Origin of the sequence: Runella sp. (assembly GCF_965279615.1) — a bacterium.
Taxonomy (GTDB): domain Bacteria; phylum Bacteroidota; class Bacteroidia; order Cytophagales; family Spirosomataceae; genus Runella.
Genome location: NZ_OZ257252.1, coordinates 1,030,643 through 1,044,346, shown reverse-complemented (window position 1 = coordinate 1,044,346; position 13,704 = coordinate 1,030,643). Strand labels below are relative to the sequence as shown.

General features: G+C 43.3%; 12 protein-coding genes. 7 read left to right on the top strand and 5 right to left on the bottom strand.

Features of this window, described 5'->3' with window-relative positions; all coding sequences use genetic code 11:
- Positions 1 to 3 precede the first annotated feature (3 nt).
- Both ACQY73_RS04760 and ACQY73_RS04755 read right to left on the bottom strand, forming a co-directional pair.
- Positions 4 to 993: a sugar phosphate isomerase/epimerase family protein gene (locus tag ACQY73_RS04760; RefSeq protein WP_428668422.1), complete on the bottom strand. Its 990-nt coding sequence runs from the start codon at positions 991 to 993 to the stop codon at positions 4 to 6.
- 79 nt (positions 994 to 1,072) lie between these two features.
- The gene (locus tag ACQY73_RS04755) at positions 1,073 to 4,819 is read right to left on the bottom strand and encodes a ThuA domain-containing protein (protein WP_428662177.1); all 3,747 of its coding nucleotides are present in this window, start codon (positions 4,817 to 4,819) and stop codon (positions 1,073 to 1,075) included.
- 154 nt (positions 4,820 to 4,973) lie between these two features.
- Here ACQY73_RS04755 and ACQY73_RS04750 point away from each other — a divergent pair, with 154 nt between their 5' ends.
- Both ACQY73_RS04750 and ACQY73_RS04745 read left to right on the top strand, forming a co-directional pair.
- Positions 4,974 to 5,702 (top strand): NUDIX hydrolase, encoded by a 729-nt coding sequence (locus ACQY73_RS04750; protein WP_428662174.1) that lies wholly within the window; start codon positions 4,974 to 4,976, stop codon positions 5,700 to 5,702.
- A 102-nt stretch (positions 5,703 to 5,804) separates the two neighbouring features.
- On the top strand, positions 5,805 to 7,562 hold the full coding sequence (locus ACQY73_RS04745) for an ABC transporter ATP-binding protein (protein WP_428662171.1): 1,758 nt from the start codon (positions 5,805 to 5,807) through the stop codon (positions 7,560 to 7,562).
- Between the two features lie 4 nt (positions 7,563 to 7,566).
- Here the strand turns inward: ACQY73_RS04745 and ACQY73_RS04740 are convergent, their stop codons facing one another.
- Entirely contained in the window at positions 7,567 to 8,016 is a 450-nt protein-coding gene (locus ACQY73_RS04740; RefSeq protein WP_428662168.1) for a hypothetical protein, read from the bottom strand.
- Positions 8,017 to 8,217: 201 nt separating this feature from the next.
- On the opposite strand from ACQY73_RS04740, the gene ACQY73_RS04735 reads away from it, so the two are divergent.
- Positions 8,218 to 9,522, top strand: a complete 1,305-nt coding sequence (locus tag ACQY73_RS04735) for an aminotransferase class V-fold PLP-dependent enzyme (protein WP_428662166.1) — start codon at positions 8,218 to 8,220, stop codon at positions 9,520 to 9,522.
- Between the two features lie 91 nt (positions 9,523 to 9,613).
- Positions 9,614 to 10,222, top strand: coding sequence for a hypothetical protein (locus ACQY73_RS04730; RefSeq protein ID WP_428662163.1), 609 nt, complete (start codon positions 9,614 to 9,616; stop codon positions 10,220 to 10,222).
- On the opposite strand, the gene ACQY73_RS04725 is transcribed toward ACQY73_RS04730, so the two are convergent.
- Positions 10,216 to 10,452 carry a DUF2281 domain-containing protein gene (locus ACQY73_RS04725; protein WP_428662161.1) on the bottom strand — a complete coding sequence of 79 codons (237 nt, stop codon included), beginning with the start codon at positions 10,450 to 10,452 and terminating at the stop codon, positions 10,216 to 10,218. The genes ACQY73_RS04730 and ACQY73_RS04725 overlap by 7 nt on opposite strands.
- Positions 10,453 to 10,781: 329 nt before the next feature.
- Entirely contained in the window at positions 10,782 to 10,907 is a 126-nt protein-coding gene (locus ACQY73_RS04720) for a 30S ribosomal protein THX (RefSeq protein ID WP_428662158.1), read from the bottom strand.
- A gap of 327 nt (positions 10,908 to 11,234) precedes the next feature.
- Here ACQY73_RS04720 and ACQY73_RS04715 point away from each other — a divergent pair, with 327 nt between their 5' ends.
- The 3 genes from ACQY73_RS04715 (at position 11,235) to ACQY73_RS04705 (ending at position 13,694) form a co-directional block, all read left to right on the top strand.
- Entirely contained in the window at positions 11,235 to 11,804 is a 570-nt protein-coding gene (locus ACQY73_RS04715; protein WP_428662155.1) for a LemA family protein, read from the top strand.
- 166 nt (positions 11,805 to 11,970) lie between these two features.
- Positions 11,971 to 12,819 (top strand): TraB/GumN family protein, encoded by an 849-nt coding sequence (locus tag ACQY73_RS04710; protein ID WP_428662153.1) that lies wholly within the window; start codon positions 11,971 to 11,973, stop codon positions 12,817 to 12,819.
- 119 nt (positions 12,820 to 12,938) lie between these two features.
- Positions 12,939 to 13,694, top strand: a complete 756-nt coding sequence (locus ACQY73_RS04705) for a hypothetical protein (RefSeq protein WP_428662150.1) — start codon at positions 12,939 to 12,941, stop codon at positions 13,692 to 13,694.
- Positions 13,695 to 13,704: the final 10 nt, after the last annotated feature.

Below are 13,704 nucleotides of genomic sequence, written 5' to 3'. Positions count from 1 at the left end.
ATACTAGCTCAGCAGCGCTTTCTCCAAAAGCCCCTTTGTTGCGCGAATGCCGGCATCTTCGTCTAAGTAATTTTCCGTGGCACCCATCATTTTCATGAATCCGCCTTCGTACTCGATACCGATAAAACCTTTAAAATTTTTAGGAATTCCTGCTTTGACAATCGGCATCATTTTGGTAAAATCAACATCGGTACAGTTTCCATTGGCATCAAAGAGGTGCGTTTTGGCACTGACTCCTTTGGCGTAAGGCATCAGCTTTTTAACGCCTTCGTATTTGTCAAAGTCGTTCAGAACCTTAGCGTTTTTAAAGCCTTCCATTGTCATGGTTTTGGGCGTTTCGCGTTCGGTAAAGTTGCCGAAATCAGGCAATGAACCCGCATAGGGGCTTTTTATCTGTTTCAACAAACCTACCAACCAATCGGGATTTGTCGAAACGTTGATGTGGTTTTCGATGATGACACCAATGCCTGCTTTTTCACCAAATTCGACGAGTTTTCCGTAACCATCAACTCCTGCTTTCATCAATTCCTCGGGGCTGCCATCGCCCGTCATATTGACCCGGATCGAATGGCATCCCAAAAACTTGGCAGCTTCGATCCATTTATAATGATTTTCAACGGCTTTTTGGCGTTTTGCCGCGTCACTTGCGCCAAGATCGCCTTCATTGTCCACCATGATAAGAACGTTTGTTACGCCCATATCACCGGTGCGTTGTTTGAGCTCGGTAAGATAAGCTTGGTCTTTGGCTTTATCGGCCCAAAACATAGACACATATTCCACGGCGTTGATGCCAAAATCATTTTTCGCTTTGGCGGGAAAATCCATGTTTTTGAGTTTTCCACTCATTAATGAACCTGCCAATGAGAACTCAGCCAATGAAATGGTGAACCAAGGCTTAGCCGCCGCAAAAGAATAATCTGCTACAAGTCCGGCCGCCGCGACCATTCCTAATTGATTCAGAAATTGGCGACGATTAGGGTTATTTTCCTGCATGATAGTAAAAGGGAAGAGGTAAATATTTTCTTTGTTAAGACTTGCCAAGTTTTTGAAACTTGGCAAGTCCGGTTGTCATTTATTCTTTTTTCCCTTCAAACGCCATGCCCATTGCTTCCAGCTTGATTTTGGAGACTTTGGCTGTTTCATCACGAATGAAGTAAATCGTAGCTTTTCCTTCGGCGTCAAATTTGTCTGCGGTGCCTGTCGATTTGATCTCACCTCCCTGACCGCCTGCATTCATTATTACCTTTCCGTCTTTGACTTCCACTTCAATGTATTCAAAAGGTAATCCTGACATTTTGTATTTACCTGCATATGCCGACAGATCATTGGAAGGGGTAGGGGAGGAAGCAGGAGCCGCAGAACTGCCGGAAGCATCCGTTTTAAATTCCGCACCCATTACCACCATGAGCGAACCTTCAGCTTTGGGATTTTGGAATACCAGATAAACGTCATGGACACCTTCGGTGGGCGCGAGATCTATTTTCGCTACAGTTCCTGCAAATCCTCCTTTGTCAGAGGCCTCAATAAATCCGGATTCGCCAATGACTTTGCCCGTAGGGGAATCTAAGCGAAACTCAATATTGCCGCCCTGCGCATTGAGCTGTGCTTTTGGAGCGGTAACGATCAGTTCTAACCGTTGAAGTCCTGTCATATCCACCTGATTAAGTGCCAAATATGAACCTGATTTGCTCGGAATGGCCAAATCGTTGCCGCCAAATGCCATTTTTGATACGGATTCATATTTATCAAAAGCATGTGGACTCACTTTGGCATTGCGCAATGCGAAGGTTTGTTCGGAGGCTAAAGAGGGTAATCCGTTTGCCCCCTGATCTTCGTACGAAGCACGCAAAATATAGACGCCCTGACCTTTGTCACCGGCAGGAAGTTTGGCCGTATATGAACCTTTAACGGGCAATGAATTGGCTTTCGGTTTTTCCTGCGACAGGCTGAGAATGTATTTCACCATATCGCCGGCATCGTTGGCTGACAATTGCGGGTGGCCTGCCATTGGAGTTTCTCCCCATACACCGCTTCCGCCCGAAATTACTTTTTTTGTCAATCGTTCCAACGCCCCTTTATCTCCTTTGTACTTTTGAGAAACGTCGCGGTAAGCGGGCCCGATGGATTTTTTGTCGAGACTGTGGCATGCTTTGCAATCACTGGCTTCGATGAGTTTTTTGCCCGCACCGAATCCGGCAGCGGCATCTGCCGAACGGTGTCCCTGTGCAATGGCTACTTTGTCGTATCCTTCGGCCAAATAATCAATGCTGACCGAAACCTGTTCGGGTTTGATGCGTCCGTCGGCTAAGCTGCCGTCTTCTTTATCCTTTACTTTTACGTCGTAATCAAAGGCTTTGTTAGGAAAAAAGAATGTTTTATTGCTTTTTGGAAGATCAAAAGCCACTTCCGGAAGTTCGTTGCCTGCCGTCAATTCCAACGATTGGACAGTAGCTGCACCTTTGGCATCCGTGACCGTCAAGGTAGCTTTATATACCCCCGCTTTGGCTAAAGTCAATGTAGGATTGGGGTCAGTAATGATTTTGTTAAAACCATTTTTCGAAGAAATAGCCCAGGAATATTTCAGCACATCGCCATCGGCGTCAGCTGTTCCTTTTGATGATAAATTTACTTTGAATGGAATGGAACCTCCCATCTGATTCGCTGCGATCTGAACGTTAGGTTTGCGATTGCCACCATTGTATTCGATTCGGATCAGGCGTGCATCGTCATTGGCCGTAAACCAACCCGAACCGTATTCGAGCATGTATAAGTCACCGTTTTGGTCAAATTCCATATCCATTGGATTGCTGAATTTGTAACTTGGCATAAAACGCTCCATCGAAACATAGTTGCCGTCTTTGTCCATCGTTACGGACATGATCCAACCGCGCATCCATTCATACGCCAGAAATTTGCCATCGTAATAGGCCGGGAAGGAACGGGCTGCGGTTTTGAAATTATCGCTGTAAAACACAGGACCTGCCATTGCGTTACGGCCGCCGCTTCCCACCAACGGAAATTCAGGTGACTCGCCGTAAGGATACCAGATAAATGCTTTTTGAGCCGCAGGCAATTCTTTCAAACCGGTGTTGTTGGGAGAAGTGTTGGTTGGTTTCGCTACTTCCCATTTTTCGCCTGATTTGTTGGCTGCAAAGTCAAATTTATTGTAAGCTTTGTTGTCACCTACGAAGTGCGGCCAGCCAAAGTTTCCCGCTTTGCGTGCCTGCCCGACTTCGTCGTGACCGGCGGGGCCGCGATCTTCCACGGGTTTGTTGCCGTCGGGGCCTACTTCGCCCCAATACACAAATCCTGTTTTAGGATCAACCGAGATGCGGAAAGGATTGCGATGACCCATCGTGTAAATTTCGGGGCGTGTTTGCGGTGTTCCTTTAGGGAATAAGTTGCCTTCGGGAATAGTATATGTTCCGTCAGGTTGTGGTTTGATACGAATGATTTTTCCGCGTAAGTCGTTGGTGTTGGCCGATGATTTTTGGGCATCCCATGCTTCACGTCCCGGGCGTTCGTCGCTGGGACTGAATCCGTTGGAGCCATGCGGGTTGGTGTTATCGCCCGTTGAAAGGTACAAGTTGCCTACTTTATCCCAGGCAATTGAGCCGGCCGTGTGGCAGCATTGTTCGCGTTGGGTCGGTACTTCCAACAATACTTTTTTCGAACTCATTACCAACTCATCACCCCGCAATTCGTAGCGTGTCAGGATGTTTTTGGATTCCTCCGGGATAGAGTAATATAGGTAGATCCAGTGATTTTGGGCAAAATTCGGGTCTTTATTCAATCCCAACAGCCCGTCTTCTCCCTCGCTGACCTTTCCCTCTTTGTCGGTATATTTGGTGCTTACCGGAATCGTCGCGATGGTTTTTAGCTTCTTGGTTTTGGTATTATAAATACGTACCGCACCATGACGTTCAATGAATAGAATACGTCCGTCGTTCAGCACGCTCAATTCCATCGGCTCGTTGAGTTTTTCTTCCAACACCACTTTGGAAAAACGATTTTCTTCGGGGCGTGCTTTGGTATAATCCAACGCTTTGGGCGCATCGCCTCCCATGACGTAGTTCAACCCTGCCCAAACATGGTTCAGAAACAAAGGCTCCGAGAAAGTTTCGTCGGTATGGCCCATCGCGGTATAAAAAGCGCGACCGCCCTCAAAATCCTGGTACCAACTCATAGGGTGATTGTCCCCGTTTTTGCCGCCTTGGTAGGTTTTTTCGTCAATTTTCAGCAATACATTAATGCTTGGGCTAATGTTTTTGAAGGCATAGAATTCGTCGGTGCGATCAAATTCGTCGGGCATTCCTTTGGTAGCCCAATGATTTTTCATGGCTACAATGAATTTTCCTTTCTGGACATTACTTGGAACAGAAGGGTGATCTAAGAAATAAGCCCCGGCTAAGCGTCCGTACCAAGGCCATTCGTACTCAGTATCTGTAGCCGAGTGAATTCCCAAATAGCCGCCACCTGCCTGAATATAGCGCTCAAAATCAATTTGTTGGTCAGGATTTAAGACATTGCCCGTTGTATTTAAAAATACGACAGCACGGTAACGCTTCAGATTTTCGGTGTTGAATTGGTTGGCATCTTCGGTTACATCGACTGTAAATCCTTTTTCCCCGGCCATTTTTTGAAAGGCAGTTTTGCCCGCCTCAATGGAAGCGTGCCGAAATCCTGCCGTTTTGCTGAAAACGAGCACCCGGCGCGAAGGATTTTGACCAACGGCCAGTAAAGCGCTCAATGCGATCATTCCCCAACTCAGCAACAGCAAACGAGCCGCTTTTTGGAGGGTTGAACTTGATTTTTTCATCTGTAGTACTGTTTCAATAGGTTTGTGAACTTAATATAATTTTAAAAAACAATGGGATGCTTTTATTATTATCTCATTGTGAGACAATATTAATTGCTTTTATTTTCCTTACCAAATTTTTCTGTATTTTTGCCCGTCACACAAACCCTGAATCATGTCCGCCTCTGAAGATTTATTTCAATTTCTATCCCAAAAAGACCGCTTTATTCCTCAGCTTTCCATTGACAGTGTCATCTTTGGTTTTCATGATAACCAATTGAAAATCTTACTGTTGAAAATGAAAGGCATGAAGCTGTGGGCTTTGCCGGGAGGGTATGTGGAACAACATGAAGACATAGACGGTGCAGCGCTGCACATTTTGGAAAACCGGACCGGATTGTCGGATATTTATTTGGAGCAATTTCGGGTATTTGGAAAGGCTGACCGAACTACCAAAGAGTCGATGCAGTTGTTTTTGGAAGCCAATAAGGTTGAAATGGGTGAATTTCAGTGGATGATGAAGCGATTTGTGTCTATCGGGTATTATGCATTGGTGGATTTTTCAAAAGTGACTCCCACACCCGACCATTTTACCGAATCCTGTGAGTGGTTTGAGGTCAAAAATTTGCCAAAATTAGCTTTTGATCATTATGAGATCATCCAAAAAGCACTCGAAAGTTTACGTCTGAACCTTGATTCCAAGTTGATAGGTTCTAACCTGCTTCCCGAAACATTTACGATGAATGACCTCCAAAGTCTATACGAAACCATCTTGGGAACGCCCCTACGTCGCAATAATTTTCAGCGAAAAGTATTGAGTCTGAATATTTTAGAAAGAATTGAAAAGCTGTATACAGGCGCGGCCAACAAAGCCCCTTACTTGTATAAATTTAAAAAAGCATAGACATGCTTTCCAAGACCGGGTGTCCCCGTTTTAAAAACTTGGAAAGTCTATTTTTAGATAGAGTTATAGGAACATTATTTTGGCGGATGGTGTTTTTTTTTCATGGATATACTTTACCGCTACCTTCGGCCTTATTGGAAACTTATTTTTGTCGCCCTTACGCTGGCGGCTGTTAACCAAATTTTTTCACTGCTCGATCCTTACATTTATCGGTTGGTCATTGACCGTTATGCTTCTCATTTTAAGGATTTTGGCGAAAGAGAATACATTTACGGAATTCTCAAATTTGTAGGCTTGGCCGTGGGTGCTGCAATGGTATCGCGCATTGCCAAAAACTTTCAGGATTATTTTATCAGCGTCATTACGCAACGAGTTGGTACACAGATTTATACCGACGGGATCAAGCATTCTTTGGCGTTGCCGTATCAGGTGTTTGAAGATCAACGCAGTGGACAGACCTTGGGCGTATTACAAAAGGTAAAAACTGACACCGAACGTATGATCACGTCGGTGGTGAACGTGGTTTTTCAGTCATTGATCGGAATTACGTTTGTGATCATTTATGCATGGAGTATTTATTGGCCCATTGCTCCCGTTTATTTTCTGACCATTCCTATCATTGCGTGGTTGAGTTCGGTATTGAGCAAGCGCATCAAAAAGATACAGACCAAGATCGTGTCCGAAACCACCGCGCTGGCCGGAAGTACGACCGAATCCCTGCGCAATATTGAACTTGTGAAAAGCTTGGGTTTGACCGATCAGGAAATCAAACGTTTGAACGGTAATACCGAAAAAATCCTTGGCTTGGAATTGCGCAAAGTGAAGTTTGTCAGGACGTTAGGTTTTGTGCAGGGAACAACCATCAACTTTATGCGCAGTTGCATCGTTGCGTTGATGCTTTGGCTGATCTTCAAAGAAGTCTTGAGTATCGGGGAATATTTCTCCTTGTTGTTGTACTCATTCTTCATTTTCGGCCCTTTGCAGGAACTGGGAAATGTGATTCAATTGTACCGTGAAGCGGAAGTTTCGCTCAATAACTTTCGCGATATCATGAGTCGCCCCAAAGAGGCGAAACCTGCGCAACCAATAAAATTATCGAAAATTGAAAAGGTTGATTTTAAGGATGTTTCCTTTAAACACCTTACGGCTTCGCGACCTGCTTTGCGGGAAGTGGATTTTGAAGTCAAAAAAGGCGAAACCATCGCTTTTGCGGGCCCGTCAGGAAGTGGAAAAACAACCTTGATCAAATTGCTCGTGGGCCTGTACGATCCCGAACAGGGGAGCATTGCGTACAACGGCATCGACAGTCGGCAAATCGACAAAGACGAACTGCGTGAGCAGATTGGTTTTGTGGCGCAGGATGCACAATTGTTTTCAGGAACCATTCGCGAAAACCTGCTTTTTGTGAAACCTACGGCCACCGATGAAGAGTGTTTAGATGTGCTGCAAAAATCGGCGGCGTATTCATTGCTCAATCGTGCAGATAACGGTTTGGACACGGTGATCGGTGAAGGCGGAATGAAAGTTTCGGGTGGGGAAAAGCAACGTTTATCCATTGCCCGTGCGTTGTTGCGGAAGCCTAATTTGTTGATATTCGACGAAGCTACTTCAGCGCTTGATTCCTTGACTGAAGAAGAAATTACGCAAACGATCCGCGAAATTTCCAATAATCAGCAGCACATTACGGTTTTGATCGCGCACCGTTTGAGTACTATCATGCACGCCGACCGTATTTTTGTCTTTGAAAAGGGTAAAATAATTGAGTCAGGAAACCACGAGGATTTACTGACTCAAAAAGGATTGTATTATGCCATGTGGCGCCAGCAGGTAGGTGAAAGCGAGGTCGTAACCAACGCATAATTGCCTACTTTTTGCCGATGATCGTCACTTGACCAAGTGTGGGGTCTATAGCAGAAAGAGTGATAACTCCGTTGGAATACGTGCCGATTTTGGTGGCTCCGCTATAGGCCTCTATTTCGCCGGTTGCTGCTTTTTTCAATGTAGCTTCGCCGAGGGCCGTTTTTTCGTCAGTAGATTTGCCGGCTTTATCGGTGTCAGTTTGGATGATGGTAGCACTTACTTTGTCGTCAGCTGACTTTGTTACTTCAATTTTTCCCGAGGACTTAACACCGGTGGCCGGATCAGTATAAGGATATTCAATTCCAAGCGGTCCTAACGAAATTTTGGTAAGCGTATAAGTGCCGGCAACCTGATCGCCCATTGATGGTTCAGGTTCGTCCTTTTTACTGCATGATACGATCACAAATGCTGCTAAAATGACTAAAAGTGCGGAGGAAAACGAAGTGTGTTTCATAATTTGTGCTGTAATTAAGTGAAGAAAAAGTTGGTGTATGTCTATAAATCCTGTGCAAAGGTAAAAAAACAAAAAAGAATTGATAGAAAGTAAGCATAAAAAGGCTTCCCGGTTTTATTAAACGGTAAATGGTTTGATTTTTTGAAGGTCTCTTTGTAGTATTGTAAAGCCGCTTCACCAATACAAAACTATACCTGATCAATGTTTAACCGTCGTCAATTTTTAGGGTCGCTCGGCGCTGCTGCCGGAGCTGTGACTCTGCCACCGTTTTTAGCTCCTGCCGAAGCTCAGAATTTTGAAATGCTCAATCGTCAGATTGCCCACCTTTCACCGTTGGAAGCTGCTCAAAACGAAGATTTTTGGGCGTGGGTAAAGACGGAATATACTGTCTCGCCCAATTTGTTGAACCTCAACAACGGAGGTGTTGGTCCACAGCCTCGCTCGGTACAGGATGCTCACATTCGATTCTATCAATATTGCAATGAGGCTCCCAGCTACTATATGTGGCGAGTTTTGGATCAGGGCCGTGAGTCGTTGCGGAGCAAATTAGCGGATTTGGCCGGCTGCTCTGCCGAAGAAGTAGCTATCAATCGCAATGCGACGGAGGGATTAAATACGGTCATTTTTGGACTGGACTTAAAGCCGGGCGACGAAGTAGTATTGACCAAGCAGGATTATCCTAATATGATCAATGCCTGGAAACAACGCGAAAAACGGGATGGCATCAAGTTGGTTTGGATCAATCTGGATCTTCCGCAGGAAAACGACGACTATTTTGTGGAAAAATACGTCAGTGCGTTTACGTCGCGTACCAAAGTCGTTCATGTGACGCACATGATCAACTGGATCGGTCAGACTGTACCGGTACGCAAAATTGCCAACGAAGCCCACAAACGCGGTATTGAAGTGATTGCCGATGGTGCACATACGTTTGCATTGCTGGATTTCAAAATTCCCGATCTGGGCTGCGACTATTACGCCACCAGTTTGCACAAGTGGTTGGGAGCGCCGTTTGGCAGCGGGTTGATGTACGTTAAAAAAGATAAGATTTCGAAAGTATGGGCATTGTTGTCAAATAACGAACCTGACGGACCCGACATCCGTAAATTTGAAAGCTTAGGAACGCGTTCGTTCGCTTCAGAAATGGCTATTGGGACAGCAGTTGATTTTCAATTATCCATTGGTGCTGCCCGAAAACAAGCCCGTGCGCATTTTCTTCAACGTTATTGGACCGATAAAGCCCGCCAAATTCCCGGGGTAAAAATTCATACATCACCCGATCCTAAATACGCCTGCGCCATTGCGTTGGTTTCGGTCGATGGCCTGAAAACCTCTGAGTTGGACGGACAATTGTACAACAAATTCAAAATTCATACGACGGGTATTGAGTGGGAAAACATCAAAGGCGTACGCGTAACACCGCACGTATATCATACGCCCAAAGACCTTGACCGTTTGGTGAATGCCCTGGATGATATTGCATCTGCTTCAAAAAGAAAGAGTTAGTAAAAAGTTATAAGAAGATTTTCGATGCCTTTGCAGCTTTTGGCTGCGAAGGCATTTTTTGTTAATGATGAAATAAACGTATATTTCTGGAATGGAAAATAATGTAGAATTAAAGACGGCTTTACAAGACTGTTGGAAGCAAATAGAGGTAATTTACAAACAGGGGAGAATGTGCTCTGAAAGGCATTTGCAAGCCGAAATGTTTCATGTTTTACGTCAACACGCTACTTTTGAAGTCCTACCTTATCGAATATTTGTCGAACCATGTATCCGCTTTAAAAATCCGTCAGCGACGGTTATTCCGGATATGATTTTTACCTATGGCGATCAAATCGTTGGAGTTATGGAGATAAAATATGTTCCTCATGGCTTTCCCATATTTGAGAAAGATTTTAATAGTTTAGGGCAATTTTATAAACAACGTGCAACTGCTTCTCCTTTCAATTTAGAGACAGATTTTCAAACAGGGCAATGGAGCAAAAAAGAATTTAAGGTTGCTCCAAATCTCCTGTTGATTTACTGTGTCATTGCTAATTATGAAGCTCATATTGTTTCCGAAAATGAAAATGTAAAAAAAGTGTGGAAAAAATTAATTGGTCAAGATCAGACATTTGAAAATTGCTTACAACTGAGTGGGGTTGTCAGCAAGAGTAACGTTGGTTTCCATTCTACCTTTTTATCTGAAACAAAAGGTTATTGAGTCAATAACTTATCCCTAATGTAAGTAAGAGGAGCGTCAAAATCGTCTGAAATATAGGTTACCAAGCCTTTGCCCGCACCTCTTGCATTAGGAAGCCTCGGATAAAGTTCATTTTCTGATTTTTTCCGACTTTTTTTTACATTCAGAAACTCTACAAAATCAAGTACTTCTTGCTGCATATCAGGCGGCAACAGACTTGCTTTTATTCCGATTAAATCTAAAACTGACATTTTGTTCGATGATTTTTTTCAAAACTAACAAAACAAATTATTCGTTCAAATTGTGTGATTGCGGTTAAATAATAAAAAGACGATGGATCTAAGTAGTTCATTAAAAATACTTTGCATTATTTGTTTGACCCCATCCGGGGTCAGATATTTGTAGTAATGCCGCTCTTTTCTACAAACATCTGACCCCGGATGGGGTCAAACAAATATTTTAGCCAATGTACTTAAAAGAATAAATACCTGATTGTTGTATGAAACGAGCCATTGAGTTGTCAGATTGTTGAATAAAAGGTAGTTATCATCAGACAACTCAATAACTTCGCTAAAGCAATCTAAGCTTCAGCCTTCGGGCGGGTCTTTTTTACAGTAGCGTTTTTCTTCTTTTTAGAAGGACGCAAAACTCCGTACGAACCACGCCAAATTTTGCCTTTTTTTGATTTTTTATCTCCTTTGCCCATGATGAGTGATTGGTTATAAATAAAGAAAAAATGAACACACAAATATAAAAATCAATCTATTTTACGTCAATAACCTCATCGGAATTTGAGTTTCTGAGCCTCAATGATTTTTCAAAAACCGTATTTTGAGCCTCCAAAATTGAACTCTTTTTTGTCTTTCTCTCCGAACTTCAACGATTAAGTACGGCTTTTCTACGTATAAGGCAACGCTTTCGACGCTTCCCTTTTTTTGATTTTTTCCTTCTGTTTTTATGGTGAACCTTTGGGTAGTTCTAACCAAGTTCCATTACTAACGTTCCTTAAATAATTACCTAACATTCAATCAGTATGAACCTGTTTTATATTCTTTTCTTTATTGCCGCACTCGGACTGATTTGGGGCATCAGTATCTACCACGATTTGATTCGCAGCCGTGCTTTGGTCGATGAGGCATGGAGTGGTATCTCGGAACAGTTAAAACGCCGTTTTGGGCTGATTCCCAAGTTAATAGGTGTTTTGAAAAATTATGGTAAAGGTGACAGCGAACCACTCGAAAAAGTAAATCAATTGCGCAACGCAGCGGCTTATACTTCTCCCTTTGACATACCGGCCCAAGCTCAGGCAAGTGAGGCATTGTCGCAGGGGCTGCGAACGATATTTGCGCTTGCCGAAAATGACAACGATCTGAAAGCCATCACGGCCTTTACAGAAATACAGACAGCCTTACAAAAAGTAGAACATGATTTGCAGCACAACCGTCGCTCTTACAATGCGATTGTTCGTGAGTATAACATTAAATGTGAATCCTTCCCGTCGAACGTGATTGCCTATTTGTTGCAGTTTTCGAAAAAGGCTTTTTTCGAATCGACAAATCGTGAAGAAGTGCAAAACGTTGAAATTTCCCTTACTAAAATCTGATTGATCAGTTTCCCCCAAAAGTATTTATCAGTAAAATTGAATCTGAAACAGGGCGCGAAACCGGGTTTTGCAGAAAAGGATTCTGTAATGGTTGCGATAAGCTGAAATCTTCACTTAGCTTTATCGTTATAGAAAGTATCTTTGTGCATCACTCACTTTAAAATCCATGAAAACAATTCAACTTATTGTTCTTTGCTTTTTTGCCCATTTTATCAACGCTCAGGAAAAATCACTTTTGTGGGAAATATCGGGTAATGGCCTCAGCAAGCCTTCTTATCTCTACGGAACCATCCATATTATTTGCCCCAAGGATTATTTTATGACGGATTCTACCAAAGCCGTTTTTCAAAAAACAGAACAGGTGTACCTTGAACTTGACATGGACGACCCGACACTGATGAGCAAAATGACGCAGACGATGTTGTTGACCAACGGCAAGAAGATGAAAGACTATCTCAAACCCGAAGATTATACATTGCTGAGCGACTATTTTAAGCAAAAAATGGGCATGAGCCTCGACCAAATCGGCGGAATGAAGCCTATGACGCTTATGTCGATGTTGTACATGACCTTATTAAGTTGCCAGCCACAATCGTACGAATTAGTATTTACGCAAATGGCCACCTCGGCCAAAAAAGAATTGCTCGGGCTTGAATCAGTGGAATTTCAAATGGGCGTTTTTGACCAAATTCCTTACGAAAAACAAGCGGAATTGTTGGCGGACATGGTTCGGAAAAAAGATGAATCTTCCAAAGAATTCGTTGATATGGTGACGTTGTACAAAAATCAGGATCTGGAAGGATTGCTGAAGTTGATGGACAACAGCGAGTGGGATTTTAACGGGTACGAAGATATTTTGCTGGCCAATCGTAATGCGGCATGGATACCTATTATGGAAAATGCCATGAAAGCTAAATCCACTTTTTTCGCCGTGGGAGCGGGGCATTTGGGCGGCACAAAAGGCGTTTTGCAATTACTTAAAAAGAAAGGTTATACGGTCAAAGCCGTACTGTAAGAGAGAAAAAATATCATTTTGGATGACCGGTTATACAGGTCCGGCCTCCAAAAAACGTTTGATAAATTGCGTAGTCAGGTAGCGCGAGGGAAAAGAGTGCAACTAAAAACGGATCAGTTATGAAAAATATCGGTTTGATCGTACTTGCAGTGGTGGGAATAGCAACGGTTGAAGCTAAGGCACAAACAGCCGACGACGTAGTGAATAACTATTTGATCGGTATTGGAGGGGCAGATAAATGGGCTTCTGTGAAAACCCTTCGAATGTTGGGGAAGATCAAGATGCAGTCGGTGGAAGTTCCCGTAACGATAGTACAGGGAGCGGGCGGCAGAATGAAGATTTCAACGTTTATGAATGGGACTGAATTTGTGCAAATGGCATTTGACGGAACTATCGCATGGTCTACCAATGCGGTGACAAAGATTCCCGAAAAAATGTCGGAAGAAGATACGTACAACCTTCAGCAGGATGCGATAGCTGATTTTCCGGATCCTTTTTTAAATTACCGAAACAGAGGCTATGAAGTGCAGGTGGAAGGAACCGAAAAATTGGAAAATGTTGATCATGTTAAAGTTAAGCTGATCAAGAAGCCGCAAAAAGTCAATAATGTAATGGTAGAAAACAGCGTCTACTACTATATGAATCCCATAAATTCTGTTCCATTTTTATCTCAAATTACCCTTCAAAAGGGACCGATACGAGGCATCATGCAGGAAATAATGTACAGAAATTACCAAAATGTAGAGGGAATTTTGTTTCCGTTTGAAATGAATTACCGCATGAACGGGCAACCCGGACAGACAATTTTGATCGAAAAAATTAACATTAATCCGAAGTTAGAAGACAAAGAATTTGCTTTTCCTGCTATAAAATAACTTCCGGTAT

Coding starts and splice junctions, on each gene's coding strand:
- ACQY73_RS04760 (WP_428668422.1), bottom strand. CDS start 993: ATGCAGGAAAATAACCCTAATCGTCGCCAATTTCTGAATCAATTAGGA.
- ACQY73_RS04735 (WP_428662166.1), top strand. CDS start 8,218: ATGTTTAACCGTCGTCAATTTTTAGGGTCGCTCGGCGCTGCTGCCGGA.
- ACQY73_RS04720 (WP_428662158.1), bottom strand. CDS start 10,907: ATGGGCAAAGGAGATAAAAAATCAAAAAAAGGCAAAATTTGGCGTGGT.
- ACQY73_RS04750 (WP_428662174.1), top strand. CDS start 4,974: ATGTCCGCCTCTGAAGATTTATTTCAATTTCTATCCCAAAAAGACCGC.
- ACQY73_RS04730 (WP_428662163.1), top strand. CDS start 9,614: ATGGAAAATAATGTAGAATTAAAGACGGCTTTACAAGACTGTTGGAAG.
- ACQY73_RS04715 (WP_428662155.1), top strand. CDS start 11,235: ATGAACCTGTTTTATATTCTTTTCTTTATTGCCGCACTCGGACTGATT.
- ACQY73_RS04705 (WP_428662150.1), top strand. CDS start 12,939: ATGAAAAATATCGGTTTGATCGTACTTGCAGTGGTGGGAATAGCAACG.
- ACQY73_RS04710 (WP_428662153.1), top strand. CDS start 11,971: ATGAAAACAATTCAACTTATTGTTCTTTGCTTTTTTGCCCATTTTATC.
- ACQY73_RS04745 (WP_428662171.1), top strand. CDS start 5,805: ATGGATATACTTTACCGCTACCTTCGGCCTTATTGGAAACTTATTTTT.
- ACQY73_RS04725 (WP_428662161.1), bottom strand. CDS start 10,452: ATGTCAGTTTTAGATTTAATCGGAATAAAAGCAAGTCTGTTGCCGCCT.
- ACQY73_RS04755 (WP_428662177.1), bottom strand. CDS start 4,819: ATGAAAAAATCAAGTTCAACCCTCCAAAAAGCGGCTCGTTTGCTGTTG.
- ACQY73_RS04740 (WP_428662168.1), bottom strand. CDS start 8,016: ATGAAACACACTTCGTTTTCCTCCGCACTTTTAGTCATTTTAGCAGCA.